The sequence below is a fragment of the Natrinema sp. CGMCC1.2065 genome (genome assembly GCF_051225675.1).
Taxonomy (GTDB): Archaea; Halobacteriota; Halobacteria; order Halobacteriales; family Natrialbaceae; genus Natrinema; species Natrinema thermotolerans.
Map to the genome: position 1 here is coordinate 65,944 of NZ_JBPJSJ010000001.1, position 25,556 is coordinate 91,499.

The following is a 25,556-nucleotide window of genomic DNA, read 5'->3' on the forward strand; positions in this document are numbered from 1 at the left end:
CGGTATCGAATGACGACCCATGGGAACCGGTATCGAGTACGGCGAGTTCGACGAGGGACGGCACGTGAACTACTGGGAACTCGACCGCACGCTCCAGCGGGAACTACGGCGGGTGTACGACGCCGACGAGTTCGAGTGGGCCGAGCCCCGACTCGCCGAGTTCGGCGAGCTGATCGGGCACACCGTCGCCGACAACGCCGATTACGTCGACGACCACGGGCCGGAACTCGAGACCTACGACAAGTACGGCGACGTACACAACGCCGTCCGGTATCCGGCCGAACAGCTCGAGAACGACGAACTGGCCTACGGGGCGGGCATCGTGGCCGACGCCTTCGAGGCCCCGCCGGACCGCGACGAGCCGATGCCGATCAGTCACTTCCTCGGGATGTTGCAGCTGCTGTGTTACGCCGACGCCGGGTTCGGCTGTCCCGTCGCGATGACCGCCGGGTCGGCGCTGGTCCTCGAGCGCTTCGACGACGGCGACCTCGAGCCGTACTACCGGGCGCTGACCAGCCGCGACTACGACGACCTGATCGAGGGCGCGATGTTCCTCACCGAAGAGCAAGGCGGCAGCGACGTGGGAGCCAACGAGACGACGGCGCGGTACGACGACGAGGCGGACTGCTGGCGGCTCACCGGGGAGAAGTGGTTCTGCTCGAACATCGACGCCGAGGGGACGCTCGCGCTCGCTCGGACCGAGGACGCCCCCTCGGGGACCGACGGCCTCTCGATGTTTCTCGTGCCCCACGGCGATCCCGACGAGGGGGTCCTGACGAAGGGGGATCGCCGCGAGTTCGAGGGCCCGCCGCCGGGCGACGCGCTCAACGACCAGCTGTACCGCCGCCTGAAGGACAAACTCGGAACCACCGCCGTTCCGACCGGCGAGGTCGAGTTCGACGAGACGAAGGCCGCCCTCGTCGGCGAGGAGGAAGCCGGCTTCAGACAGATGACCGAGATGCTGAACCTCGAGCGGCTCGCGAACGCCGCGGCCTCCTGCGGACTGATGGGGCGGGCCCTGCTCGAGAGCAAGGTGCAGGCGGCCACCCGCGAGGCCTTCGGGACGACGATCGACGAGTTCCCGCTGATGCGCGAGGACCTCGTCGACATGACCGTCGACTACGAGGCCGCGACGGCGTACGTCCACGAGGTCGGGCGGCTGTTCTCGGCGCGCGAACGGGCGCGACGCAGCGATGCGGCGACCGAGGACGAGGATGCCTACCGGCTGCTGCGACTGCTGATCCCGATCGCTAAGCTCCGCACGGGTCGGATGGCCGTCGACACCGCCTCCTACGCCATGGAGATCCAGGGCGGGAACGGCTACGTCGACGACTTCGTCACCAACCGCCTGCTCCGGGACGCGCAGGTGCTGCCGATCTGGGAGGGGACCGAGAACGTTCTCTCGCTCGACGTCGTCCGCGCCCTCGAGCGCGAGGAGGCCCACGAGCCGTTCACGGAGACGGTCGAGCGGCGACTCGAGGCCGTCACCCACCCCGCGCTCGCGGACGCGGCCGAAACCGTCGCCGCCGAGTACGAGGACCTGACCGGCGCGCTACTGACGCTGGCCGGCGAGGATTCGGAGTACGCCCAACTGTCGGCCAAGCGGCTGGCACACTACCTCTTCGAGGTGTTCACGGCCGCGCTGTTGCTCGAAGAGGCACAGGCCGACCTCGAGGACGGCGACGGACGGACGGCGATGGTCGCACGGCGGTTCGTCACGAACGAACTCGAAGCCGAGGAGGCGCGGGGGATCACCGACGGCGACCGGTTCGTCCTCGAGGCGTTCGAGCCGATCGTCCACCACGCGGCGGTCGATCCCGAGGCGGTCGCGGAGGCGGTGCCGGCAGACGACTGAGATAGGCTACTCGAGGGCGTCGGCGGCCTCGTCGACGTCCATCACGCCCTGCTTGACGGCGTTGAGGACGCGCCGCAGGTCCTCGTCGGTGTCGTCGTCGCCCCCGTCGGCGGCCTCCTCGAGGGTGACCTTCTCGGACTGCCCAGTGAATTCGGGGAAGTCCGTGCCCTCCGCCAGCGCCGTTTCCTTCTTGACGCGGTAGTTGCCCCCGTCGGTGACGTAGAGATCGCCGGGGTGGAAGAAGTACCAGTCCTCGCGGTCGAAGCGGACGCCGATCCGGGGTTTCGCGCCGAAGTTCCGCGCGAAGAAGGTCAGCGCCTCGACCTCCTCGCCGGTGAGATAGATCGGGTCGCCCGAACTCGATTTGGCCTCGATCGCGTAGAAGCGCTCGCCGTCGCCGGCCAGCACGTCGGGGAGTTCCCGCTCGGTCGCGGAGCCGCTGGCGGGCGCTCGCATCACCGCGAAGCCGGCCTCGTCGAGTTCGTTGACGAGTTCCCGCTCGCGGCGGTCGCCCTTCGCCTGAGACATGGACGATTCTCTTCCGCGGGCGGTAATAAAGGACCGGACGGCGGCGGATGGCGCAGTGAAAGTGGTCGCCGATGCAGCAGGCGTTACAGCGGGATCGCCGTGACGACCGCGAGGATCGCCTCGCCGGCCGGCGTCGCCTCCTCGAGGTCGTACTCGAGGGCGAAATACAGCAGGCCGAACTGGAGGGCGTTAAAGGCCGCATGAGCGGCGATCGGGACTAGCAGGTTGTCGGTCTTCGCGTAGAGGTAGCCGAAGACGGCGGCACCGCCCATGACGACCGCGACCGGGACCATGGTCGCGAGCAGCGATGGCGAACTGACCGCGTAGACGGGGAAGTGGATCAGTCCGAAGACGAGACTGGCGATGGCGACCGCCTGCAGCCGGGTGAAGGCGTCGTAGAGGCGTTTCTGGACGATGTTCCGGTAGAGGAACTCCTCGGCCGGCGCGTTGAAGAAGAAGACGATCGCGATCATGACGAGGACCATCGTCTGGTCGTCGCCGATGAAGCTCGCGACCTGGTTCTCCGAGGCCGGCAGCGAGAGCAGTTGAATGGTCACGCTGATCAGGACGTAAAACGCGACGCTGGCGACGATACCGAGCAGGACGTACGCCCAGCCGCGTCGCGTCGGCGGCCGAACGTCGACGTACGACCAGCCCCGGTCGGTGACGACGAGATAGACGGCCCCGACCAGCACGAACCCCGCGAAGTTGAGGACGAAAAAGAGCGTTCGGCTGGCGATCGACGTCTCGGTCGGTGCCGTGGCCAGCCGGACATCGAGCAGGAGTGCGGGCAGCGTCGTGAACTGCGTCGCGAGCAGGCCGACGATCGCGAGTCCGGCGGCGACGAGCGTCGAGCGGAGCGGCCCGTCGGTCCGGCGGCGCGTTGATGTTGCCATGACCGGTCGTACGGCCACCGGACCCTTGGGCGTTTCACTCCCGGCCATGGAGACGGTCGCTCGAGCCGACTCGAACTCAGTTCGAGTCGAGCGGGATCTGATCCTCGAACAGCTGTGCCAGCAGTCGGCCCTGTGCGAGCCGCAGGTGACGGTTGACCGTCGGCTGCGTTACCGCGAGCATCTCGGCGATCTCCTCGCCGGTACTCTCGCGGGGCCACTCGAAGAAGCCGGCGAAGTAGGCGGTCCGGAGAACCTCGAGCTGGCGGTCGGTCAGGGCGTCGAACAGCGACGTCACGAGTTCGCTGCGCGTCCCCATCGACCGCTCGACGTGGCGACGCGCCCGCAACTCGACGCCACCGTGTCCCTCCCCGAGCGTCTCGACGAACTCGCGGACGTCGGTCCCGGTCGGGACGTCGACGACGACCTCGAGCCCCTCGCCGTCGGCCCGTATCGAGCGCGGACTGCCGCCGTGACGGACCAGCCGGGCGGCCAGTGGGTCGCCGGAGACGGTCGCCTCGAACCGACACGTCCCGTCGGCTTCGCTGATCAGCCGGGAGTCGGTGACCGACACCAGCTCCGCGAGCGCCGATCGAACGTCGTCGGGCGCAACGCCGTCGGTCTCGACGAACAGCAGCGTCTCGTCGCTCGAGTGTGACCCCATGCCCGCGTACTCGACGTCGGCCCCTGTCTTCGCCGCGAGCCGCGAGAGGGGGTCCTCGTCGCCGGCGATCCGGAGCGTAAGTTCGAGCAACCGTTCGGCGTGGAGCGCCTCCCGGGTTTTCATCGCGGTGATCGAGTTGGCGATTCCTTCACCCAGTTCCGTCAGGACCGTCCGCTCGAGGTCGCCGAAGGCGTCGGGTTCGTCGGCGTAGATCGTCAGGACGCCGTAGGAGTACTCCGCGTGGGACAGCGGGACACTGATGACCGACTGGAACCCCCGGTCGACCGCCCGACGCCGCCAGGGATCGCCCTGCAGCCCCTCGACGACGTTGGAGACGACCGTCGGCGTCCCGTCGATGGCGGTTCGGACGGCCGGCTCGGCGGCGTCGTCCGCGAGCGAGACGTCGTCGAGATACGCCTCCCCGTCGCCGGCCCAGGCACGGGGCTCGAGACGGGTCCCGCTCGGGTCGCGGTCGCCGATCCAGGCGAACGCGACCGAGTCGGCCTCCAGTAGTCGCTCGGGAACGGTCCGCTCGATCTCCCCGCGGCTCTCGGCCCCGATGAGGACCTGATCGATCCGCCTGATCAGTTCCGTCGTCTCGATCTGTCTGTTGAGCCGCTCGTTTCGGGCCTCGAGTTGTGCCTCCCGCTCGCGGAGGCTGGCCTCGCTCTCGAGGCGGTCGAACGCGGCCTCGGTCGTCGCGACGAGCGTCTCGATCAGCCGCCTCGCCTCGGCGTCGATCGGCTCCGCGTCGGTCGCGACCGTGAAGACGCCGTAATCGCCGATCGGGACGATGACCCCGCTCTCGACGGTCGGACCGAAGACCTGCGACCGATCGACCGACGACGGATCGTCGACGACGGTCCCCGTCCCGGTCACGTAGGTACTCCAGAGGGCGGACTCGCCGTCGCCGATGGCGACCGACGGAGCCCCGTTACAGAGGCGGTCGAACGCCTCGGTCGAGGCGGCGGGGACGAGTCGATTGACCGCCGGATCGAGCCGGTACACGGCCGCGCCCGACGCCTCGAGGATGTCCGCAGCGGTCTCGACGACCAGCGCCGACACCTCCGCTTCGGTGTCGGTGCCGAGCAGGTCCCTGGCCGCGTCGTGTAGCGACTCGAGGGTCAGTTCGCGCTCCTTGCGGTCGGTGATGTCCTGAATCGTCCCGCGGACGCCGACGATGCCGGCGTCATCGGCACCGTCCGCACGGATCGGCTCGCCGGTCGAACGGACCCACCGTTCGTCCCCCGTCATGGTCCGCATTCGGTGTTCGATGTCGTATCCCTCGCCCGCTTCGATCGTGCGATCGACGATCTCGAGGACGCGTTCCCGGTCCTCGGGATGGGGGAACGAGGTCGCCAGCTCCGAGTCGACCGTCGCGTCCAGCGGGAGGTCGTAGAGACGATGCAAGCCGTCGGTAAATGTCACGTCCCGCGTCTCGCCGCTGAGGTCGAGTTCCCAGCCGCCGATGCCGGCGAGGCGCTCGGCCTGTTTGAGGAGTTCGGTCGTCCGCTCCAAGTCGCGTTCGCGCTCCTTGCGCGCCGTGATGTCGCGGACGACCCCCGCGGACCCCACGAACTCGCCGTCGTCGCTTGGCAACAACGCGATGTGGTTTTCGACGTCGATCACCTCGTCGTCGGCGGTCTCGAGGACGATCTCGACCGTCTGGGAGGGAACGTCCGACCGAAGGAGTTCGCGGATCCGGTCCTGTGCCCGCTCGACGTCCGCCGCCGGGATCACTGTCGCCGCGGGTTTGCCGATCAGTTCCTCGGGCTCGTAGCCGAGGATCGGCTTGGCAGCGTCGTTCAAATAGGTGAATCGTCCCTCTTCGTCGAGCGTGTAGACCAGTTCGTCCAGCGCCTGTACGATCGCCTCGAACCGCTCTAGGTCGCGTTCCCGTTCCTTGCGATCGGTGATATCGCGAAGGACCCCCGCGGTCCCGGCGAACTCGCCGTCGTCGCTGGGCAACAGCGCCATGTGATTTTCGACGTCGATCACGTCGCCATCGGCGGTCTCGAGGTCCATCTCGAAGGTTCGAGTGGGCTCGCCGGCACTGCGGAGGTCACGGATCCGGTCCCGGGCCGTCTCGAGGTCGTCGTCGTCCATCATCGTCGAGACGTGGTCGCCGATCAGGTCGTCGGGCTCGTAGCCGGTGATCCCCTCGAGGGCGTCGTTCAGGTAGGTAAACTCCCCGTCCGCGTCGATCGTGTAGACGAGTTCGTCCAGCACCTGGAGGACCGTCTCGGCGCGCTCGAGATCGCGTTCGCGCTCTTTCCGCTCCGTAACGTCCTGGAACGAGCCACGGAGCGTGACGATCTCGCCGTCCTCACGGACCGGTTCGCCGATCGTCCGCACCCACCGCCGATCGCCGTCGGCCGTCCACATGCGAAGCTCTATGTCGTAGGGCTCCCCGTCGGTGATCGCACGCTCGACCGCCTCGCGAATGCGGGGACGGTCCTCGGGGTGGTAGAACTCGAACGCACTCTCGAGGTCGATCGGTTCGTCCGGTGAAACGCCGAGAATGCGGCGGATCTCGGCGGTCCACTGGAGGTCGTACGGCTCCGTGGAGACGTCCAGTTCCCACGCGCCGACGTCGGCCAGCCGCTGGGACTGCTCGAGCAGGGACGTCGTCCGTTCGAGGCGGCGCTCGCGTTCCTTGCGGTCGCTGATGTCGCGGCCGATCCCGACCTCGACCGGGTTCCCGTTCGGATCCTCGAGTACCGACGCGATGAACTCGTAGGGGATCCGCTCCCCCGATTTCGTCCGGAGTTCGGCCTCGACGAGGGTCTCGCCGGTCTCGAACGCCTCCTGCATCGACTCCCGAATCGCCCCCTCGTTCTCGGCGTCGAAGAAGTCGAGCGCGTTCATCTCCGCGATCTCCGCGTCCGAATAGCCCGTCACGTCGACCAGCGTCTCGTTCCACCGCCTGAGGTCGCCGTCTTCCTCGAGCAGGTAGACAACGTCGTCGACGGCGTCTAACATGTCGTCGGTAAACGCCTGTGTCCGCTCGAGGCGACGCTCCCGTTCTTCGATGGCCGCGACGTACTCGCGGCGTTCGAACGCCCCGCTGACCCACCGGGCGAGCAGATCGACGAACGACCGTTCCGCCGGCGAGAACGGCCGGTCCCGCGGATCGTCGCTCACGAAACAGACCGTGCCGTAGAGGTCCCCGTCGACGCGTATCTTCCCGCCGATGTAACAGCCGACGACGGATTCGACGGCCGCACCCACGTCGACGTCGGCCGCCGGCGTCTCCGAGATCCCGACCACGTCGTCCGACGTAACGGTGTTCCGGCAATGGGTCTCCGAAAGGTCCAGTACCGCTCCCTCGAGGTCGGCCTCGGCTCCGACAGCCGCCTCGATCTCGTACCGGTCGGCCGGTTCGTCGACGTGCGAGACGAGTCCCGTCTCGAGACCGAGCCGCTCACAGCCCAACTCGAGCAGCCGGCGGATCTTCGTCTCGGTCCCCAGCCCCGATTCGGACGTGATCCGGGCGATTTCCCGCCGGTAGCGCTCGCTCTCGGCCCGTTGCCGTTCGCGGTCCCGGACCGCCGTCGCCAGGTCGTCGACGGCCGCGGAGAGTCGGCCGATCTCGTCGTCTCGGTCGCGCCCGCACTCGGCCAGATCCGGCTCGGCCGGGAGGGAGCCGTCGTCGGCGGTCGGATCGGCGTCCTCGAGCCGCGAGACGAACCCCCGGAGTTCGTCCGTGAGTCGTTCGATATCGGTCGGACGGTCGGCGTCCCGACGGGCGGCGAGCCCGAAGACGACGAGTCCGGGAATCTGCTCGGCCGGGAGCGAGACGGCGGGCGTCGTCCCGAGGACGAGCGCGACGAGAACGGCGATCGTCCCAACGACCGTGAGCCGTCCCCGCCGTCCCGCGAGCGCCTCGAGAGGAGCCACGGCAGCGATCATACGTTCCCTACGAAACCACACACAATGATACGAGCGGTTACTTTCACGCCCTGTGGGTCGTCCCAATAGTACTGTCACGGACTCCGATCGGTCGGCGGCTCGAGCGGCGGTTCCGGGGACAGCGTGACGATAGCCACCCAGTCGGTCTGCCCCCGACCGTCCCATCGTCGGGACGACGCTATACACATAGTGTCGGGGTCGCGAGGAGATTACGTGTATAACGGCCAGCCCGATACCACCGGGACGCATTGGTGAGTCTACAATGACCGGCGCTACTCTCGACTACCACACTGACTCCGTCAGTCTGCAAGTAATCGACGCAATTGCGGACGCGACGAACACCGACGCCAGCGACCTCGAGCCGCTGTACGACGTGGTCGATCCCGAGGCGCTCGACCAGCTCTTCCAGTCGGGTTCGGGGGCAGCCGTCCGTGTCGAGTTCGAGTATCACGGCATGCCCGTCGAAGTCCGAGGCGACGGCACCGTCACGGTCAACGGGACGGTCCATGGGAGTAGATAGGTCGGGACGGTTCGACCACACCGAAACCGACCGCCGATCACGACCCGACGCCGGTGATCGACGATGCTGAGTCCGCTCACCGACGCAGCCGATGACGGAATTCGAGTACGACCGACCGAGCTGCAGCTCTGTGTCGTCGGCGACGACCTCCGTGAGGCGGTCGCCACTGCCTGCGGCGAGCGCGATGACTACGCCCTCGAGACGGTGCCGTCGCTTTCGGCCGCGCAGAAAGCCGGCAGCGACGCCGACTGTCTCGTCGTTCCGGCGGCGGCGCTCGGTGGCGACGAACGGACGACCGAGGATGCCGACTGCCACGGGGGAGACGGAACGGTCGCGGCCGACGAACCGATGATCGTCGTCGCCGACGGCACCGGTACCGGTTCGGATCACCGTTACGAGCGCCGGCTGACTGCCGTCCTCGAGCGGGACACCCTCGAGCGGCTGCCGGCGCGGGCGTGGGACCTCGTCGAGCGGCGGCGGCTGGCCGCGCTGTCGCGGCGCTCGCTGGCGAGCGTCGAGTTCGTCGGAGAATCGATCGCGATCGTCACTCCCGACGATGAGATCCAGTTCGCGAGCCGCTCGCTCGCGGTGCGGTTCGGCTACGACCTCGAGACGCTCTCGGGGACCGACTGGCGGGCGCTGTTTCCCGACGCGACCGTCGACCGACTCGAGTCGACGGCGATCCCGACGGTCGCCGACGGCTGGCGGTGGACCGGCGGCTGTACGGCGATGCGGCGGGACGGAGAGACGTTCCCCGTCCAGTTGCGACTGGGCGGGCTCGCGGACGGGAGTCTGGTGTTCGTGGTCGATAGTGGCGACGACGGACCGGAGCGCTGACCGCTATGTCCCGTGGTCCCAGCTGTCCATATACTCGTGTTGGGTGTCGGTCAGCGAGTCAAAGTCGACGCCCTCGGCCTCGAGTTTGATCTCGGCGATCTCCTTGTCGAGTTCGTCGGGGACGTCGTGGACCCCAGCGTCGTATGCGTCACCGTTTTCGAGCATTTCTCGGACACAGACGGCCTGAATCCCGAACGACTGGTCCATGACCTCGACGGGATGGCCCAGCGAGACGGGCGCGGCGAGGTTCACGAGTCGGCCCTCGGCGATGACGTTCAGTTTGCGGCCGTCGTCCATCTCGTAGGCCTCGACGCCGTCGCGAGCCTCGTAGCGCTCGACCGCGAGATCGTCCAAGGCCTCGAGGTCGATTTCGATGTCGAAGTGGCCCGCGTTCGCGAGCAAGACGCCGTCCTGCATTTTCTCGAAGTGGTCCTCGACGATGACGTCGCGGTTACCCGTCGTCGTCAGGAAGACGTCGCCGACTTCGGCCGCTTCGGCCATCGGCATGACCTCGTAGCCCTCCATGTGGGCCTCGAGCGCGCGCCGGGGCTCGACCTCGGTGACGATGACGTTGGCGTTCTGGCCCGCGGCCTTCTGCGCGACGCCTTTCCCGCAGTAGCCGTAGCCGGCGACGACGACGTTCTTGCCGGCCCACGAGAGGTTCGTGGTCATGGCGATCGAGGCCAGCGAGGACTCGCCGGTGCCGTGAACGTTGTCGAAGAGTCGTTTCATCGGCGTGTCGTTGACGGCGAAGACGGGGTACTCCAGGGCCCCGTCGTCGTCCATCGCGCGCAGGCGGTGGACGCCGGTGGTGGTCTCCTCCGCGCCGCCGACGATGCCGTCGATCAGTTCGGGGTAGTCCTCGTGGATCGCGGCCACGAGGTCCATCCCGTCGTCGACCGTGATCGTCGGCTCGTGGGCGATGACGGCCTCGATCGCGGCGTAATACTCGTCGTCGTCGACGCCGCGTTTGGCATAGCTGGTGATGTTCTCGTGGGTGTCGAGCGCCGCCGAGACGTCGTCGTGGGTCGAGAGCGGATTACAGCCCGTGACGGCGACCTCCGCGCCGCCCTCCGCGAGCGTCTCGACGAGGATCGCCGTCTTGGCCTCGACGTGCATCGCCATCCCGATACGCTCGCCCGCGAAGGGCTGGTCGGCGACGAACTCCTCGCGGACGGACTCGCAGATCGGCATGTGTTGGGCGGCCCAGTCCATCTTCCGACGGCCCTCCTCGCGAGCGGACTCGAGGTCGTCGAGTTGCTCGCTGATCGGGGGATACTCGGTGTCGGTCATGGCTCGACAGAGTGGGACCGTGGCCAAAACGCTACCGAACCCGGTTCGGCTCCGAACGGTTTCCGGGACTCGAGGCGGCCGCGTACCGACTCGGCGACTGTGAAAAAGGCGTAACGAAAGTGGTGGGTGGATCGGCCGCACTACGTGCCCGCACGATCGCGGCGATCCGGAGACGGCCGCGATCGGGTTCCGCCACCGGCGACGCCGATCCGCTCGGTCATCCCCGGTGTCTGGTATCGATTTCGAGGGGGATTACTGCTCGCTGTCGGGAGTGTCAGCGTCCGAATCGTCGGTGTCGTCGGCGTCCTCCTCGTCGTCGGTGTCGTCTTCGTCAGTGTCGTCGGTGTCCTCCTCGTCGTCGGTGTCGTCTTCGTCAGTGTCGTCGGTGTCCTCCTCGTCGTCGCCGTCAGCCGGCGGACCGGCGTGTTCCGGCGGACCGTGTTCGTCGTCATCGTCGTCGACCTGCTCGTCGTCGCCTTCGTCCTCGTCGTCGCCGTCAGTCGGCGGGCCGGCGTGTTCCGGCGGACCGCGTTTGTCGTCATCGTCGTCGACCTGCTCGTCGTCGCCTTCGTCCTCGTCGTCGCCGTCAGTCGGCGGGCCGGCGTGTTCCGGCGGACCGCGTTTGTCGTCATCGTCTTCATCCTCGTCGTCCTCGTCGTCATCCGCGTCCGGCGGGCCGGCGTGGCTCGGCGGACCGGCGTGGCTCGGCGCGTTGCCGGGGTTGTTGGCGACGACGAAGTTCGCGACGGCGATACCGGTCGACTCGTTGGACTCGTTTTGCTGGGTCTCAACGAAATCGGAGACGAGCGAACCGAAGCTCGTCTCGTTGGCCGACTCGTTGTCGGTCTCGTTCCCATCCACGGTCTCGTTGCCGTCCAGCGTCTCGTTGCTCGCTGCGGTCAGCGTCGCCGTGGTCGAGGCCGTCCGATTGTCGGCCGTCGCGGTCACCGAGACGGTGACGTTTTCGACGGGGTCGGGAAGTTCGACCGTCCCGTCGTTGTCCGTCGTGTACGTCCCGGTCCCCTCGTAGGTCGCGTTCTCGTCAGTTGTCGATACGTCGACGGTCGCGTTCGCGACCGCAGTGTCGTTTGCCGTGACGCCGACGACGACGTCCTCGCCGTCGTCGACGGACACGTCGAGGTCACCGTCGACGGTGGCCGCGGCCGCGCCCGCCGAGGCGAACACGGACGTGACCATAACGGCGACCAGCGTCATCGTGAGCAGTTTGTTCTTCATCCGCTCCTGACTTTCCCGGTTTATTAGATAAACCCCGCCGGCAGTTCTCGGCGTTTGCTTCGTGTTAAAACGGATTCAAACGAGGTTTAAGCGTTTATGGAGCGTTTTGAGCGTTTATCTCGAGTGAGTCGGTGGAGTGTCTCACTGGTTCACTCGCTGGCGCGAGCCACCAACGACTCGGCGGACTCGAGCGCTCGGTCCCGGACCGCCGCCTCGTCGAGGGTCAGGACCTCGTGGTCGCGCATGAGTACCCGGCCGTCACAGACGGTGTGGCGCACGTCGGCCGCTGCGGCCGCGTACGCGAGGTGGCTCACGAGGTCGTGACGCGGCGTCAGATGTGGCGTCTCGAGGTCGATCACCGCGAGGTCGGCCGGCGCGCCCGCCTCGAGCCGGCCCGACTCGAGGCCGATCGCGTCGGCGCTCCCTCGAGTCATCATCTCGACGACCGCCTCGGCGGGCACCGCGCTCGCGTCGTCGGCGGCGAGTTTGCCCAGCATGGCCGCGTCGCGTGCCTCGTCGAGCATCGAGAGGTCGTTGTTCGAGGCCGCGCCGTCGGTGCCGAGCCCGACGGTGACGCCGGCCTCGCGCAGCCGCTGGACGGGTGCCATCCCGCTGGCCAGTTTCATGTTCGAGGCCGGACAGTGGATCACGCCGGTCCCGGCCTCGGCCAGCAGTTCGATCTCTCGGTCGTCGACGTGGACGCCGTGGGCGATGAAGTCCTCGGACTCGAGCATCCCCCGTTCCGCGGCGTACTCGAGGGGACGCTCGCCGTGTTCGTCGACGATCGGCGCGACCTCCTCGGCGGTCTCGTTGGCGTGGTAGTGGATCGGAACGTCGAGGTCGCGGGCCTGTGGCACGAACTCCGACAGGTACTCGCCGTCGACGGTCGTCAGCGAGTGGGGCATAAAGGCCGACGAGATCCGGCCGTCGGCCAGTCCGTCGATCTCCTCGGCGACCGCGAGCCCCTCGCGGGCGTCCTCGCGGGCCGCCTCGTCGTCCTTGCCCACCGAGATCACGCCGTGGCCGAGTCGGGCCCGCAGGCCGGCGTCGGCGACCGTCTCGGCGATCGTCGGCACGAAGAAGTACATGTCCGCAAAGGCGGTGACGCCGGACTTGATCATCTCGAGGACGCCGAGTTCGGTCCCCGCGCGGACGGTCTCGGCGGTCAGTTCGGCCTCGGCCGGCCAGATGTCCTCTTGGAGCCAGGCATCCAGCGGTTTGTCGTCGGCATACCCCCGCAGCAGCGTCATCGCGACGTGGCAGTGGCCATTGACGAACCCCGGGGTGACTAGCGATCCGTCGGCGTCGAGGGTCTCGTCGGCCGCGCCGCCGAGGTCGGGACCGACCTCGAGAACCTCGCCGGCATCCCCATCGATCAGTACGTCCGCGGTCGTCACCGTCAGATCGGGTCGGAGGACCCGCCCGCCGGTGATCGCAAGCGTCGTCATTGCTCGAGGGTTCTCGCCGGGTGGCCTTATACTGTCGATCTGGCGTACCGAGTTCGGTTTCGGCGAGGATCGACGGCTCGAGCCCGACCGGACCAGTCGGCGGGTTTAACAGTTCGGTGACGGAACATCCGGTATGGACGACCCACCCCGACGGAACGGAGTCAGCGCGTTCGTCGCCGGCTACCCGCCGAGAGCGGCACTGGCCGACGCCTGGGACGAACACAGTCGGTTCGTCGGCTTCGCGGCCGGCCTGTTCGCTATCGGCGTCGTCGTCGGCGTCCTCCTGCTGGCGGCCGGCCACAACCTCCTCGAGATCATCGCCGACCTGCTCGGCGAGGGTCTCTTCCCCGAGGAGATCGCCGACTTCTCCGGGCTCGAACTGGCGCGGTTCCTGCTCGTGAACAACAGCCGGGCGTTCCTGCTCTCGATCGTCGGCGCGCTATCGCTGGGGCTCCTGACCGCGTGGGCGATGGTGTTTAACGGGATCATCGTCGGCAACGTCGGTGCCGCCATCGCCGCCGACGTGGGGCCGGGCTTCATCCTCGTCGGCCTGCTCCCCCACGGGATCTTCGAACTGCCCGCCCTGTTTATCGCCGCCGGCGTCGGCTTCCGGCTGCTATACCGGGTCGGACAACGGCTTCGGGGCAGCCGCGATGCGATCCTCACGAAGCGGTACCTCTACCGGACCGGCCTCCTCGTCCTCGCCGGCTGGCTCCTGCTGGTCGTCGCCGCGTTCGTCGAGGCCTTCGTCACGCCCGCCCTGCTCGAGGCGCTGTTCGCCGAGCGGCTCGGGGGGACGGGGGCGCCCTAGGACGCGACCCGACGGTTTCGGCCAGTTCAGCCCGGATGAACGGTCCTGAACGGAGCCAATCGTCGCGCCCCTTTTTACAGGCACACTGACTGTCAGTGGCTATGGACAGACGCACGATCCAACTGGTAGTCGTCGCGGCCCTCGTGGCCGTCGCCGGCTGTGCCGGCGGCATGGGCGGACAACCGGCGACCGACTCGGCGGGCGACGATCCCTCGAGCATGGACGACTCGAGCGACGACGGCATGGGAACGGCCGCCTTCTATGTCAGCGACGAACCGAACGTGATCGACGACTTCGAACACCTCAACGTGACGATCACGAAGGTCGGCTTCAAGAAGGCCGGCGGGTCGTCCGGCGCGGACGACGGAAACGAGAGCGACGACGAAACGGACGACGGGAACGAGACGGACGACGAAACTGGCGGTGAAGAAAGCGAAAGCGACGACGACGGCGCGGCCAACGAGACTGACGCCGACTGGGAGGAGCAGACGGAAGACGACGGGGAAGGCGACGGGGACGGAGAGGACGACGAGAAAGACGGCGACGAAAAAGAGGAGGAAGGCGACAGCGAGAAAGACGGTGACCCAAAAGAGGAGGAGGGCGATGGTGACGAAAAAGACGGCGGCGACGACTGGGTCGAGTACGACGTCGACGAGCGGACGGTCGATCTCACCGAACTGAAGGGTGCGAACGCGTCCATGATCGACGAGTTCGAACTCCCCGCCGGCGACTACGAGAAGGTCTTCATCTACGTCAGCGACACCGAGGGCGTCCTGACCGACGGGAGTACGACGCGGGTGAAGCTCCCGAGCAGCAAGCTCCATCTGAACACGGAGTTCACCATCGGCAACAACGAATCGGTCGACTTCGTCTACGACATCGCGCCCCACAAGGCCGGCAAGAGCGGGAAGTACATCCTCAAGCCGGTGATCAGCGGGAGCGGCACGGGCGACGACGTCGAGATCCGCGACGTCGACAAGGACGACGAGAAGGAAGGCAAGGAGAACCGCGGCAACGGCGGCGGCAACGGCGGGAACGGAAACGGTGCGCCCGAAGCGAACGCCGACGACTGATCGGTCGACCGCACGGTCATACCTCCTCGAGCGCGGCACGCTCGAGGAGCGACGTGGCAGACTTCTTCTGAAACGGATCGACGGTCGCTCGAGCGCCGATCAGCGCCGGAGTCGGCCGAGCAGTTCGTAGTCCCGGTCCGGCGTGTACCGGCGGAACAGCAGGCTGTTCGAGAGGACCGACACCGACGACAGCGCCATCGCGCCGGCCGCGAGGACGGGCTGGAGCAGCCCGAGCGAGGCCAGCGGGATCATCGCGGTGTTGTACCCCAGCGCCCAGACGAGGTTCTGCTTGATCTTCGCCAGCGTGGCCTCGGAGATCCGGATCGCCTTCACCACGTCGAGCGGGTCGTCGCGCATCAGGGTCACGTCCGCGGCCTCGATGGCCACGTCCGTCCCGGAGCCGATGGCGGTGCCGACGTGGGCGACCGCCAGCGCGGGCGCGTCGTTGACCCCGTCGCCGACCATCATCGCCTTGCGACCCGTCGACTGGATGTCCTCGAGGGCGTCGGCCTTGTCCTCGGGGAGGACCCCCGCGCGGACGTTGTCGGGGTCGATCCCCACGCGCTCGGCGACGGCGCGAGCCGTCCGCTCGTTGTCGCCGGTGATCAGCATGACGTCGAGGCCGCGCTCGCGCAGGGCCGCGACCGCGTCCGCGGCACTGTCCTTGACGGTGTCGGCGTCCGCGACCACGCCCGCGACCGCGCCGTCGACCGCGACCAGCATCGCCGTCTTGCCCTCGCGCTCTAACCGCTCCATCTCCGCGGCGGCAGGCGCGGGATCGACGCCCTCGCCCTCGAGTAGCCGCCGGTTGCCGACCAGCACCTCGCGGCCCTCGACGGTCGTCCGGACGCCCTGTCCGGGGACGTTCTCGAACTCCTCGGGGTCGGCTAGCTCGAGGCCCCGCTCTTCAGCGCCCTCGACGATGGCCTGCGCGAGCGGGTGTTCGCTGTTGCGCTCGGCGCTGGCGGCCAGACGGAGGACGGCGTCCTCGTCGAGCGAGTCGCGGGTCACTACCGCCCCGCCGTCGGCCGCCGTCTCGCCGCCGTCCGCTGCAGTCACCTCACCCTCGAGTGCGACCACGTCGGTCAGCGTCATCTCGCCGGTGGTCAGCGTCCCGGTCTTGTCGAAGACGACGGTGTCGATGTCTCGCGCGCGCTCCAGGATGTCACCACCCTTGAACAGGACGCCGTTTTGGGCACCCAACGTGGAGCCGACCATCGTCGCGGCGGGGGTCGCCAGCCCGAGCGCGCAGGGACAGGCGATCAACACGGAAGAGGCGAAGACGACGATCGCGAACTCGAACGCCGAGAGGGTCGCCGGACCGCCACCGACCAGCCCCCACAGCGGCAGCGACCCGACGACGCCGGCCAGCGCCTCGGGGAAGAGGAACCAGATCAGGCCCCAAAACGTCGCGTTCAGGATGACCGCGGGGACGAAGTACGCCGAGATCCGATCCGCGAGGTTCTGAATCTCCGGCTGGCGCGACTGGGCCTCCTTGACCGTCTGGACGATCCCCTGCAGGGCCGTGTCCTCGCCGACCTTCGTCGCCTCGACGACCAGCACGCCGTTCTCGTTGATCGTCGAGCCGATCACCTCGTCGCCCGCTTCCTTCTCGACGGGGACCGATTCGCCGGTCACCATCGACTCGTCGACCGCCGACTGGCCGTCGACGACGACGCCGTCCGTCGGCACCTTCTCGCCCGGCCGGACCTTCATCCGGTCGCCGACCGCGACGTCCTCGAGCGGCACTTCCTCCTCGGTCCCCCCGTCGTCGACCAGCGTGGCCGTCTCGGCTTCCATCTCGAGGAGCTTCCGCAGGGCCTCGCCGGCCTGGCCCTTCGAACGGGCCTCGAGGTAGTTGCCCAGCGTGATGAACACGAGGATCATCGCGGCGGTGTCGAAGTAGAGATTGCCCGCGAGCAGGTCAAGCAGGACGACGAGGCTGTAGACGTACGCCGTCGAGGAGCCGAGCGCGATCAGGACGTCCATGTTGGCGGTCCGGTTGCGTACCAGCGCCGTGTAGGAATTGACGAGGAACTCCCGCCCCAGCAGGACGTAGACCGGCGTCGCGAGCAGGAACTCGACCCAGCCGAAGGAGACCCCGAAGACCGTCTCCGGGACGTAGGTCCCGCCGAGCAGGAACTTGTCGGCGAGGAAGAACAGGAACGGGGCGGAAAGCACTGCACCGAAGAGGGTCAGCCGGAGCTGTTTGCGGATCTCCGCCTGACGGGCCGCGTCACGGCGGTCCTGATCGGACGCTTCGTCGCCCCCGTCCCCGTCTCGAACGGGCGTGTAGCCGGCGTCCTCGACGGCCTCGTAGAGGGCCTCGAGCGAGACATCGGCCGGGTTGTACGTGACGGTCGCCTCGTCGGTCGCATAGTTGACCTCCGCGTCGATGACGCCGGGCACGGACTCGAGAGCCGTCTCGTTGGTCTCAGCGCAGTTCGCACAGCTCATGTCGGTGATCCCGATCGAGCGGCTCGCACGGTCGGCCTCGTAGCCGGCCTCGTCGATCGTCTCGTAGATCTCGGCCAGCGTGATCGTCTCGGAATCGTATTCGACGGTGCCGTCGTCGGTCGCGAAGTTGACGGTCGCTTGCGCCACGCCGTCACGGGATTCCAGGGCGTCACTGATAGTCTGTGAGCAGTTCGCACAGCTCATGCCCCGGATGTCCAAGTGTGTGGTCTCAGTACTCATTACCAGCTAGTAGGGGATCCCGTCTTACCCCCTTTACTGACCAGAATCCAAAGGATATCGAGGTGTTTACTTTCGAGTCGAAAGTCAGGCACCCTCCTCGAGCCGGTCGTAGCGGTCCTCGAACCGACCCTGACAGGACGAACAGCAGAAGTGATAGACGTCGCCGTCGATCCGGCTCGATTCCCCTTCGCTGTCGACGGTGTTGCCACACTCCGCGCAGGTCAAGGCGAACTGCGTCCCATCGAGCGACGGCGTCCACTCGGCGTCGTCCATCAGCGTCACGTCGTAGGCGATGCCCGCAGCGTCGGGGAGCAGTCCCTCGAGCCACTCGCGGACCCGCTGGACCTGTGCGCGGGCGTAGAACCAGACCCCGCCGTCGGCGGTGACGAACACGTGTTCGACGGCGTCGGCCTCGGCGGCCGCCGTTCGGCAGTCCTCGACTGTGCCCGGCGGGGCCGTGACCTGCACGAACACCGGCACCCCCGCCCGGAGCTGTGACTGGTCTACGTCGATCGTAAACCGGTTGATAATCCCGGCCTCCTCGAGGCGGTCGACGCGGTCGGAGACGGCGGGTCCGGAGAGGTCGACTTCGTCGGCGATCTCGCTGAACGGCCGCCGGGCGTTCTCGCCCAGCAGTCGCAGGATTTTCATGTCGGTCTCGTCGAGGTCGCGCATACCGCCCGTTGGGACTCGAGCGCAAAGTTCGTGTCGACTCTCGCTTTGGAATCCGAACTCGAGAGTTGTCCGTCCCTCGTCTCGAAAGCGATAACGTACAAAGAGCCGGCGTCCCTACACCCGCGTATGAGTCGGACCATCACCGTCGAAGGCATGTCCTGTGAACACTGCGAACAGACCGTCGAAGAGGCGCTCGAGGGCGTCGACGGCGTCGAATCGGTAGCCGTCGACCGGGAGACCCAACAGGCCACCGTCGAGGGAGATGCGGACCCGCAAGCGCTCGTCAGCGCGGTCGACGAGGCCGGCTACGACGCGTCGGCCTAACCCGTTTTTTCAACGACTGACGGCGGCGTCAGTGGTGGTCGTGCGACGACCCGTCGTCCGACACCCGCGGCGGGTGCGCCGCGAAGTCGGCCGGCGCGTCCTCGAACGCCCGCTTGCAGGTGGTCGAACAGAAGTAGTAGGTCTCGCCGTCGTGTGTCGCGCTCGGGCCGTCGTCGTCGGTTCGCATCCCACAGACCGGGTCGCGGTACTTCCCGGGGGCACCGAGCCCGCGACGGTACACGAACAGGAGGAACCCGGAGACGGCGAAGGCGACGAGGTTGAGATAGAAGGTATAGTTCAGTTCGAAGTACCGCTGCTCGGTCGCCGTCTCGCCGCCGGCCAGGTTCGGGACGATGCCGAGCGCGTCGAACAGCAGTTCCATGAGAAAGCCGGTAAACGCCATCGTCACGAAGAAGACGCCGAGGATATACAGCATGACGGACCAGCCGTAGTACTTCCGGTAGACGTTCAACACCGGCACCGTGATGAGGTCGGCGTAGACGAACGCGATGACGCCGGCGAAGCTGATCCCGCCACCCCAGAGGGCGACCGCGAACGGGACGTTGCCCATGCTCCCGACGAAGCTGATGACGGCGATCACGACGCCCATCACTGCGTTCTCGGCGGTCACGAGCAGGCCGTCGCCCCCGAGAAACAGCGCGTTCCAGACCGACTGGGGGACGAACACGATGACGAAGCCCGAGACGAGAAACCCCGCGACGACGTCCGTCCAGAGCATCGACCACTCCTTCCGGTACTGGTTCGCGATCTTGTACCAGCCGCCCCACGACCGGAGTTCGTCGGTCCACGCGCCGTTGCTGGCGGTCTGTTGCCGATAGGTCTCGAGACAGCCCTCGGAGCAGAATCGGAGCGTCTCGCCACCGTCGGTCACGATCGTGTGTTCGTCCGACCCCTCCATGCCGCAGGTCGGATCCGTCATTCCGCCGCTCTCGCGGTCCTCGCGCTCGAGTTCCGCACGGACCTCGTCGAACAGCGGCTCCGGGAGCGTCAGCCGGACGATGACTGCCATGACCGCGATGAGGACGAGACCGCCGAGCAGTTCCGCGACGAGGAACTCCCAGCCGAGCAGGAGCAGGATCATCAGGCCGAGTTCGACGATGAGGTTCGTCGAAGCGAACATGAACGCGAGGACGTTCACCGCGTGCGCGCCCTTCGCGAACAGCCCCTTCCCGATGGCGACGGCACCGAAACTACAGCCGCTGCTGGCCGCGCCGAACACCGTCGCCGTCGCGAGACTCGAGAGGTCGCTCTCCCCGAGAACGCCCGCCATCCGCTCCTTCGAGACGTAGACCTGCACGAGGCTAGTGATCGTCAGTCCCATGATGATCGCCCACGCCGCCGTCCAGAGGAATCCGACGCCGATCCGGAGCGACTCGAGGACTCCCTCGACGAGTGATACGTCCATGTGTAGGAGGTCGTGGGAATCGACTATTGCGATTTCCCTTGGGAAACCGATGTCATCGCCCGTCCGGAACGACGGGGTCGAAAGCGGTCGGCGAACCACACGCCGTAGTGGTACGGACCGACCGCCCAGAAGCACCAGAAACCGGTTCAGGAAGACTACACGGTGATCTCCGGGTTACAAGCACCGTCTCCTCGTGGCCGTCTCGCGTCGAACTCCCGATGGGGCGGGAACCGCCTCACTGTGACAGCGAGGGATCACGGTTCGATCGCGTCAGTGGCCGACGATAGAACTGTGAAAGTCGAAGTGAGGGCATTTTCAGACATTGCATTCCAAAGGAGAACCGCATTGAGTCACAACCCCGTATCCCTAGCCGGAGACGGACCGTTCCGTCGCCGGTGAGATCTCATGGCAACCGACACACGCGACACGCGACTCGCCACGATCGTCCTCATCGCCATCGGTGCCCTCGTGGTACTGCCAATGGCGTTCATGGGGGTTGGAATGATGGGATTCGGCCCCATGATGGGCGGCATGTGGGGCCACGGGATGTGGGACGGCGGAACGACACCCGGCTGGCTGCCGCTCGTCGCCGTCCTGATGCAGCTCCTGTTCGTCGCCGCCGTCGTCGGCGGCGGCTACCTCGTCTACCGGGCGATCGCCGGCGGAGACGACACCGACCGCGCGCTCGAGGAACTGCGGCTGGCGTACGCTCGGGGCGACCTGAGCGACGAGGAGTACGAACAGCGCCGAGACGCGCTCGAGCGGGACGAGTAAACGGAGACCGATGCCCGACACTAGCACGGCGGTCGTCGGCCCCGATCGGCACGCGGTCTCCCGGTGGCTCGAGCAGTATACGACGGTCGGACTCGTCGGGCTCGTCGTCGGGACGGGGCTCTGTCTTGCGGCGCTCGTGACGAACCCGGTCCCCGACCCGTCGTTTCCGTGGCTGACGCTGCCGCCGTCGCTCCGGCTCCCGATCGAACAGCCCCGCATCGAACACTGGCCGATCAGCTACACGGTCGGGATCTGGCTGTGGGTCGGTTGTTTCCCGTCGCTGTTTCTGGCCGGCTACCGGCGGTGGGGATCGCGGGTCCGACGCGGGGCCGAGCTGTGGCTCGTCGGCCTCCCGGCGCTTTCGATGCTCAGCCTGACGACCTACTGTCGGTTCTTTTGGCCGAAACTCGAGCCCGCGACGTGGAACGCGCCGTCGTACACGCTGGTCTGTTGGCTGTACTGTTCGTCCTACGACCCGCTCTGGAGCAACGCCGCCTACGCCGTGGCGCTGCTCGGGCTCGGAGCGGCGGCGCTTGCGATTCGACGTCATGGGCTCGCACCGATCGCCATCGTCGGGTTCGGAACGCTGTCGCTTCCCCTGGGGCTGCCCGCACTCTACGAGGGGTATCGACGGCTGCAGGGATCGTGACGGACCGTGCCGATCTACTCCTCGAGCGTTTCGACCGAGCCCGTGCCGGGAAGTCGTCCCAGCGCGGCCCCCACGTCATCGGACCCGATACCGCGCGGCCAGGGTACCGGCGTCCCCTCAATGGGCCCGTTTACCTGACGCACGAATCGCGGTCCCTCGAGCCGACCGCTCGGATGAAAAGACAGTTCCCCGCCGCCGTCCAAGGACGTGCATATGCGAATCGCCGTTCCCAACAAGGGCCGCCTGCACGAGCCGACGATCGATCTCTTAGAGCGGGCGGGGCTGCACCTCGAGAACGGAGCGGACCGAAAGCTCTACGCGGACACCGTCGACCCCGGCGTGACGGTGCTGTTCGCCCGCGCCGCGGACATCCCGGAGTACGTCGCCGACGGCGCGGCCGATCTGGGCATTACGGGCTTCGACCAAGTGCAGGAAGCACGCGTTGACAACGTCTCGGAGCTACTGGATCTCGAGTTCGGGCGCTGCCGACTGGTCCTCGCGGCACCCGAGGACGGCGGTATCGATGGTGTCGATGATCTGGCGGGCAAGACGGTCGCGACCGAGTTCCCGAACATCACGGCGGACTTCTTCGCCGAAACCGGCATCGACCCCGACATCGTCGAGGTGTCGGGCGCGACCGAACTCACCCCCCACGTCGAGATGGCCGACGCCATCGTCGACATCACGAGTACCGGGACCACGCTGAAGATGAACCGGCTGGCGGTCGTCGAGGAGGTCCTTGCCAGTTCGGTCCGGCTGTTCGGTCGCGAGGACGTCCTCGACGACCCGAAAGTCGACGAGGTCCGGACCGCCCTGGGCTCCGTCAAGCAGGCCGAAGGCAAACGCTACCTGATGATGAACGTCCCACAGGACCGACTCGAGGCGGTCCGTGACGTCATTCCGGGACTGGGCGGGCCGACGGTCATGGACATCGCCGACGACGAGGACGGCGAGAAGGTGGCCGTCCACGCGGTCGTCGACGAGAGCGACGTCTTCGAAACGATCACGGCGGTCAAGGAGGCCGGCGCAAGCGATATTCTGGTGACCGAGATCGAGCGACTCGTCGAGTAGCCGCGGGCGGTACTCCTTACTCCAAGCGAGCGGAGATCGGCCGCTCGAGCGAGTCGATCTCGAGGACGGATTCGAACGCTCCGCAGTTGGCGGCCGGGCCGACGAGGCTCCGGGTGCGGTCCCAGGTAACGATATCGTGATCCTCTAGCAGCGGCAGGTGGGTTCGACACAGCGAGGTGTGGATCCGCTGGCGCAGTCGGTGGATCGTCGTCCCGACGGTCGGATCGTATTCGGCGTCTGCGAGTCGGCCGACCAACGTCCGCAATGGGACGGGGCCGTCGGCGACGAGGACACAGCGGATGACCTCGCGCCGCCGGTCGCTGTCGACGGCCTGACGGATCGTCTCTCGCGAGGGCGGTCGGCGACCGATCCCGCCGTCGTTGCCGAGCCGCGACCGGTCCGAAACGACCGTCGAGCGGTCTGGGTGGATCGTCATGGGCACGTGAGAGTCAGGGACGGAGACCCCGATAAACGCGAGCGGTCGTTTCGACGAGTCCGACTCGATTCAGGCGAGTGGGACGCGCTGGGCGGGAATTGAACAGTCGATAATTCGGTGAAAGAGACGATTGAACAGGCGACTATCGAAGCGAGCGATGCGGGCCGAACGGAACGGACGACACTGAAGGCGAGTAAATCGGGATTACCGGTGGACGATACCGCCATCGCTGCTCGCGGCGAGTCACTGTTGGATCCGCTGTTGCTGGAACCGTTGGACCGATTTCACGGCGCGACCGCAGGACGATCGCGGTTGTGCCGAAAACGACGGACAACAGTCCACACGAGAGGAAGGAAACAGTGCCGTCGGATGCGCCGGCATCGACCGGCGTGTCCGCGACTGAAGAGGTGGTAGCGTCGGCCGCGGGTGACGCGGCACGAAAACGGACGCCGTTACTCGAGCAGGCCGAGGTCCTCGAGCCGGGAGACGATCTTGTCGACGGCGTGTTCGGCGTCTTCGGGCTTCTTGCCGCCGGTGATGACGAGCTTGCCCGAGCCGAACAGGAGGGCGACGACCTCGGGGTCGTCGAGTCGATAGACGAGCCCGGGGAACTGCTCGGGCTCGTACTCGATGTTCTCCAGCCCCAGCCCGATCGCGATCGCGTTCAGGTTGAGGTTCCGACCGAGGTCGGCGCTGGTGACGATGTTCTGGACGACGATCTCGGGGTCCTCGTTGACCTGGATCTGGAGTTCACGGAGCTTGTCGAAGACGATTCGAAGACTCTCGTGAACGTCGTCGGTGCTTTTCGCGCCGGTACAGACGATCTTCCCCGACCGGAAGATCAGCGCGGCGGACTTGGGATTCTGGGTGCGGTAGACGAGACCGGGGAACTGCTCGGGATCGTAGTCGGCCCCCTCGAGGTCCATCGCGACGCTCTGGAGGTCGAGTTCCTGTCCGATGCCGGTCGACGCCACCACGTTTTCGATGTTGATGGTGTCCTTCGGATCCGTCATTAGTCGCTTAAAAAGACGTATTTAAGGTTTATAAAGGTTGGTACCGCCACCTGATATATCCGGTATATACCCTCCGTGCCGAAGCGGCCGAGACGCCGATTCCGGGCTGCTTGCGGTTTCAGGCCGTGGTATTCGATCACAGTATACGGTTCGCGGAAAGCGGTAGGCTCATGGCCGCGCCGCCGCGACCATCGGGCGTGTATCTGCTCGAATTGGGCGGCGAGGACGACGCCTTCGCGGCCCGAGAGGCCGAAAGCGCCGCGGTCGGCGTCGAAAGGATCGCGCCCGGGCTGGCCGTCGCCGACGCGGTCGTCCCCGAGCGGGTCCGCGGCCTCGCCTACACCCACCGCGCGAGCGAACTGGTCGGGCGGGGCGACGCCGACCTCGCGAGCGCCCGCGCGATCCTCGAGGCCGCCGCGATCGACCGCGAGGGGTCGGTCGCCGTGCGCGCGACGGACGTCCACGGCTCGACGGGCGTGAGTACCGAACGGGCCGAACGCGAGCTGGGCGCGGTGTTGGTCGACCGGGGGTTTTCGGTCGACCTCGAGGACCCCGATCACTGCCTGCGGGTCGTCTTTTCGGAGGGGGCGCTCGCGGGCAGCGGTGACGTCCTCGAGTCGGCCGGCGACGAGACGAGTGTCGGGGCCGGAACCGACGGCGACCCGGCCTCGGTCTGTGCGCTTGGCTGGCTCGCGGCCGAGAGCGTCCGCGATTTCGGCACACGCGCACCGACGGACAAACCGTTCTTCCAGCCCGGCAGCATGGACCCCCTGCTCGCGCGGGCGGTCGCAAACGTCGCGGGCGCTCGAGCGGGAGCGACGATCCTCGACCCGATGTGTGGGACCGGTGGCGGCCTCGTCGAGGCCGGCCTCGTCGGCGCGGACGTGATCGGTACCGACGCGCAGGCGAAGATGGTCCGGGGCGCGCGGGAGAACCTGACCCACTTCCTCGAGCCCGAGCGCCCGTCGCCGACCGGCGTCGCCCGCGGGGACTGGCACGTCGCCCGCAGCGACGGGACCCGGCTGCCGCTGGCCGACGACGCGGTCGACGGCGTCGTCTTCGACGCGCCCTACGGCCGCCAGTCGAAGATCGACACCCACCGGCTCGAGGACCTCGTCGCGGGCGCGCTCGCGGAGGCCCACCGGGTCGCGCCGCGGGCCGTCATGATCGCCGACCGCTCGTGGGCCGACGAGGCGCGGGCCGCGGGATGGGAACTCGAGTCGGCCTTCGAGCGCCGCGTCCATCGGTCGCTGACGCGGTACGTGCTGATCCTCGAGCGGCGCCCGTCTTGATCGATTCCTCGAGTCCGTCGGAGGCCGAAACGGCTGAACCACAGCGGCTAGGCTATTTCAGTAACCTGAACCGCTCGGCGTGTTCCCGGTATCGTTGTGATTTCTGAATCTGGTCGGGCTCGAAAATGG

Annotated in this window: 21 protein-coding genes; 10 read left to right on the forward strand and 11 right to left on the reverse strand. The window is 67.3% G+C overall.

Features of this window, described 5'->3' with window-relative positions:
• Positions 1–19: 19 nt before the first annotated feature.
• A complete protein-coding gene (locus ACSBP4_RS00335) occupies positions 20–1,855 on the forward strand; it encodes an acyl-CoA dehydrogenase family protein (RefSeq protein ID WP_435551038.1) in 1,836 nt (611 codons plus the stop codon).
• A gap of 6 nt (positions 1,856–1,861) precedes the next feature.
• On the opposite strand, the gene hjc is transcribed toward ACSBP4_RS00335, so the two are convergent.
• From hjc to ACSBP4_RS00350, 3 genes are all read right to left on the reverse strand, one after another.
• Entirely contained in the window at positions 1,862–2,383 is a 522-nt protein-coding gene (hjc, locus tag ACSBP4_RS00340) for a Holliday junction resolvase Hjc (protein WP_006648579.1), read from the reverse strand.
• An 83-nt stretch (positions 2,384–2,466) separates the two neighbouring features.
• Entirely contained in the window at positions 2,467–3,279 is an 813-nt protein-coding gene (locus tag ACSBP4_RS00345) for a CPBP family intramembrane glutamic endopeptidase (RefSeq protein ID WP_049965164.1), read from the reverse strand.
• Between the two features lie 76 nt (positions 3,280–3,355).
• Entirely contained in the window at positions 3,356–7,852 is a 4,497-nt protein-coding gene (locus ACSBP4_RS00350; protein ID WP_435551039.1) for a PAS domain S-box protein, read from the reverse strand.
• Between the two features lie 262 nt (positions 7,853–8,114).
• Here ACSBP4_RS00350 and ACSBP4_RS00355 point away from each other — a divergent pair, with 262 nt between their 5' ends.
• Both ACSBP4_RS00355 and ACSBP4_RS00360 read left to right on the forward strand, forming a co-directional pair.
• Positions 8,115–8,372, forward strand: a complete 258-nt coding sequence (locus ACSBP4_RS00355; RefSeq protein ID WP_435551040.1) for a HalOD1 output domain-containing protein — start codon at positions 8,115–8,117, stop codon at positions 8,370–8,372.
• 63 nt (positions 8,373–8,435) lie between these two features.
• Positions 8,436–9,209, forward strand: a complete 774-nt coding sequence (locus ACSBP4_RS00360) for a PAS domain-containing protein (RefSeq protein ID WP_435551041.1) — start codon at positions 8,436–8,438, stop codon at positions 9,207–9,209.
• 3 nt (positions 9,210–9,212) lie between these two features.
• On the opposite strand, the gene ACSBP4_RS00365 is transcribed toward ACSBP4_RS00360, so the two are convergent.
• From ACSBP4_RS00365 to ACSBP4_RS00375, 3 genes are all read right to left on the reverse strand, one after another.
• The gene (locus tag ACSBP4_RS00365) at positions 9,213–10,502 is read right to left on the reverse strand and encodes an adenosylhomocysteinase (protein WP_006648574.1); all 1,290 of its coding nucleotides are present in this window, start codon (positions 10,500–10,502) and stop codon (positions 9,213–9,215) included.
• Positions 10,503–10,754: 252 nt separating this feature from the next.
• A complete protein-coding gene (locus ACSBP4_RS00370) occupies positions 10,755–11,738 on the reverse strand; it encodes a hypothetical protein (protein WP_435551042.1) in 984 nt (327 codons plus the stop codon).
• Between the two features lie 149 nt (positions 11,739–11,887).
• Positions 11,888–13,186: an amidohydrolase gene (locus ACSBP4_RS00375; protein ID WP_435551043.1), complete on the reverse strand. Its 1,299-nt coding sequence runs from the start codon at positions 13,184–13,186 to the stop codon at positions 11,888–11,890.
• Positions 13,187–13,319: 133 nt separating this feature from the next.
• Between ACSBP4_RS00375 and ACSBP4_RS00380 the strand changes: the two genes are divergently transcribed.
• Together ACSBP4_RS00380 and ACSBP4_RS00385 are read left to right on the forward strand one after the other, a co-directional pair.
• The gene (locus ACSBP4_RS00380; RefSeq protein WP_049965169.1) at positions 13,320–13,997 is read left to right on the forward strand and encodes a stage II sporulation protein M; all 678 of its coding nucleotides are present in this window, start codon (positions 13,320–13,322) and stop codon (positions 13,995–13,997) included.
• A gap of 101 nt (positions 13,998–14,098) precedes the next feature.
• On the forward strand, positions 14,099–15,070 hold the full coding sequence (locus tag ACSBP4_RS00385; RefSeq protein WP_435551044.1) for a DUF4382 domain-containing protein: 972 nt from the start codon (positions 14,099–14,101) through the stop codon (positions 15,068–15,070).
• A 99-nt stretch (positions 15,071–15,169) separates the two neighbouring features.
• Here the strand turns inward: ACSBP4_RS00385 and ACSBP4_RS00390 are convergent, their stop codons facing one another.
• Both ACSBP4_RS00390 and ACSBP4_RS00395 read right to left on the reverse strand, forming a co-directional pair.
• On the reverse strand, positions 15,170–17,767 hold the full coding sequence (locus ACSBP4_RS00390; protein WP_435551045.1) for a heavy metal translocating P-type ATPase: 2,598 nt from the start codon (positions 17,765–17,767) through the stop codon (positions 15,170–15,172).
• A gap of 84 nt (positions 17,768–17,851) precedes the next feature.
• Entirely contained in the window at positions 17,852–18,442 is a 591-nt protein-coding gene (locus tag ACSBP4_RS00395) for an AsnC family transcriptional regulator (RefSeq protein ID WP_049965172.1), read from the reverse strand.
• 126 nt (positions 18,443–18,568) lie between these two features.
• On the opposite strand from ACSBP4_RS00395, the gene ACSBP4_RS00400 reads away from it, so the two are divergent.
• Positions 18,569–18,766: a CopZ family metallochaperone gene (locus tag ACSBP4_RS00400; RefSeq protein WP_049965173.1), complete on the forward strand. Its 198-nt coding sequence runs from the start codon at positions 18,569–18,571 to the stop codon at positions 18,764–18,766.
• Between the two features lie 28 nt (positions 18,767–18,794).
• On the opposite strand, the gene ACSBP4_RS00405 is transcribed toward ACSBP4_RS00400, so the two are convergent.
• Positions 18,795–20,192, reverse strand: coding sequence for a permease (locus ACSBP4_RS00405; protein ID WP_435551046.1), 1,398 nt, complete (start codon positions 20,190–20,192; stop codon positions 18,795–18,797).
• Between the two features lie 405 nt (positions 20,193–20,597).
• Between ACSBP4_RS00405 and ACSBP4_RS00410 the strand changes: the two genes are divergently transcribed.
• The 3 genes from ACSBP4_RS00410 (at position 20,598) to hisG (ending at position 22,686) form a co-directional block, all read left to right on the forward strand.
• Positions 20,598–20,966 (forward strand): SHOCT domain-containing protein, encoded by a 369-nt coding sequence (locus ACSBP4_RS00410; protein ID WP_049965175.1) that lies wholly within the window; start codon positions 20,598–20,600, stop codon positions 20,964–20,966.
• A gap of 10 nt (positions 20,967–20,976) precedes the next feature.
• A complete protein-coding gene (locus ACSBP4_RS00415; RefSeq protein WP_006648566.1) occupies positions 20,977–21,615 on the forward strand; it encodes a hypothetical protein in 639 nt (212 codons plus the stop codon).
• A gap of 213 nt (positions 21,616–21,828) precedes the next feature.
• Positions 21,829–22,686, forward strand: coding sequence for an ATP phosphoribosyltransferase (hisG, locus tag ACSBP4_RS00420; protein ID WP_435551047.1), 858 nt, complete (start codon positions 21,829–21,831; stop codon positions 22,684–22,686).
• A gap of 16 nt (positions 22,687–22,702) precedes the next feature.
• On the opposite strand, the gene ACSBP4_RS00425 is transcribed toward hisG, so the two are convergent.
• Both ACSBP4_RS00425 and ACSBP4_RS00430 read right to left on the reverse strand, forming a co-directional pair.
• Positions 22,703–23,122: a DUF7344 domain-containing protein gene (locus tag ACSBP4_RS00425; RefSeq protein WP_435551048.1), complete on the reverse strand. Its 420-nt coding sequence runs from the start codon at positions 23,120–23,122 to the stop codon at positions 22,703–22,705.
• A 452-nt stretch (positions 23,123–23,574) separates the two neighbouring features.
• Positions 23,575–24,135: a TATA-box-binding protein gene (locus ACSBP4_RS00430; protein ID WP_004267580.1), complete on the reverse strand. Its 561-nt coding sequence runs from the start codon at positions 24,133–24,135 to the stop codon at positions 23,575–23,577.
• A 170-nt stretch (positions 24,136–24,305) separates the two neighbouring features.
• Between ACSBP4_RS00430 and ACSBP4_RS00435 the strand changes: the two genes are divergently transcribed.
• Positions 24,306–25,427 (forward strand): TIGR01177 family methyltransferase, encoded by a 1,122-nt coding sequence (locus ACSBP4_RS00435; RefSeq protein WP_435551049.1) that lies wholly within the window; start codon positions 24,306–24,308, stop codon positions 25,425–25,427.
• Positions 25,428–25,556 lie beyond the last annotated feature (129 nt).

Excerpts from the sequence above, each read along its gene's own strand:
- ACSBP4_RS00405 (WP_435551046.1), bottom strand. The coding sequence starts at position 20,192 with ATGGACGTATCACTCGTCGAGGGAGTCCTCGAGTCGCTCCGGATCGGC.
- ACSBP4_RS00385 (WP_435551044.1), top strand. The coding sequence starts at position 14,099 with ATGGACAGACGCACGATCCAACTGGTAGTCGTCGCGGCCCTCGTGGCC.
- ACSBP4_RS00425 (WP_435551048.1), bottom strand. The coding sequence starts at position 23,122 with ATGACGATCCACCCAGACCGCTCGACGGTCGTTTCGGACCGGTCGCGG.
- ACSBP4_RS00430 (WP_004267580.1), bottom strand. The coding sequence starts at position 24,135 with ATGACGGATCCGAAGGACACCATCAACATCGAAAACGTGGTGGCGTCG.
- ACSBP4_RS00410 (WP_049965175.1), top strand. The coding sequence starts at position 20,598 with ATGGCAACCGACACACGCGACACGCGACTCGCCACGATCGTCCTCATC.
- ACSBP4_RS00375 (WP_435551043.1), bottom strand. The coding sequence starts at position 13,186 with ATGACGACGCTTGCGATCACCGGCGGGCGGGTCCTCCGACCCGATCTG.
- ACSBP4_RS00395 (WP_049965172.1), bottom strand. The coding sequence starts at position 18,442 with ATGCGCGACCTCGACGAGACCGACATGAAAATCCTGCGACTGCTGGGC.
- ACSBP4_RS00390 (WP_435551045.1), bottom strand. The coding sequence starts at position 17,767 with ATGAGTACTGAGACCACACACTTGGACATCCGGGGCATGAGCTGTGCG.
- hisG (WP_435551047.1), top strand. The coding sequence starts at position 21,829 with ATGCGAATCGCCGTTCCCAACAAGGGCCGCCTGCACGAGCCGACGATC.
- ACSBP4_RS00355 (WP_435551040.1), top strand. The coding sequence starts at position 8,115 with ATGACCGGCGCTACTCTCGACTACCACACTGACTCCGTCAGTCTGCAA.
- hjc (WP_006648579.1), bottom strand. The coding sequence starts at position 2,383 with ATGTCTCAGGCGAAGGGCGACCGCCGCGAGCGGGAACTCGTCAACGAA.
- ACSBP4_RS00350 (WP_435551039.1), bottom strand. The coding sequence starts at position 7,852 with ATGATCGCTGCCGTGGCTCCTCTCGAGGCGCTCGCGGGACGGCGGGGA.
- ACSBP4_RS00435 (WP_435551049.1), top strand. The coding sequence starts at position 24,306 with ATGGCCGCGCCGCCGCGACCATCGGGCGTGTATCTGCTCGAATTGGGC.
- ACSBP4_RS00345 (WP_049965164.1), bottom strand. The coding sequence starts at position 3,279 with ATGGCAACATCAACGCGCCGCCGGACCGACGGGCCGCTCCGCTCGACG.
- ACSBP4_RS00370 (WP_435551042.1), bottom strand. The coding sequence starts at position 11,738 with ATGAAGAACAAACTGCTCACGATGACGCTGGTCGCCGTTATGGTCACG.
- ACSBP4_RS00415 (WP_006648566.1), top strand. The coding sequence starts at position 20,977 with ATGCCCGACACTAGCACGGCGGTCGTCGGCCCCGATCGGCACGCGGTC.
- ACSBP4_RS00360 (WP_435551041.1), top strand. The coding sequence starts at position 8,436 with ATGCTGAGTCCGCTCACCGACGCAGCCGATGACGGAATTCGAGTACGA.
- ACSBP4_RS00335 (WP_435551038.1), top strand. The coding sequence starts at position 20 with ATGGGAACCGGTATCGAGTACGGCGAGTTCGACGAGGGACGGCACGTG.
- ACSBP4_RS00380 (WP_049965169.1), top strand. The coding sequence starts at position 13,320 with ATGGACGACCCACCCCGACGGAACGGAGTCAGCGCGTTCGTCGCCGGC.
- ACSBP4_RS00400 (WP_049965173.1), top strand. The coding sequence starts at position 18,569 with ATGAGTCGGACCATCACCGTCGAAGGCATGTCCTGTGAACACTGCGAA.
- ACSBP4_RS00365 (WP_006648574.1), bottom strand. The coding sequence starts at position 10,502 with ATGACCGACACCGAGTATCCCCCGATCAGCGAGCAACTCGACGACCTC.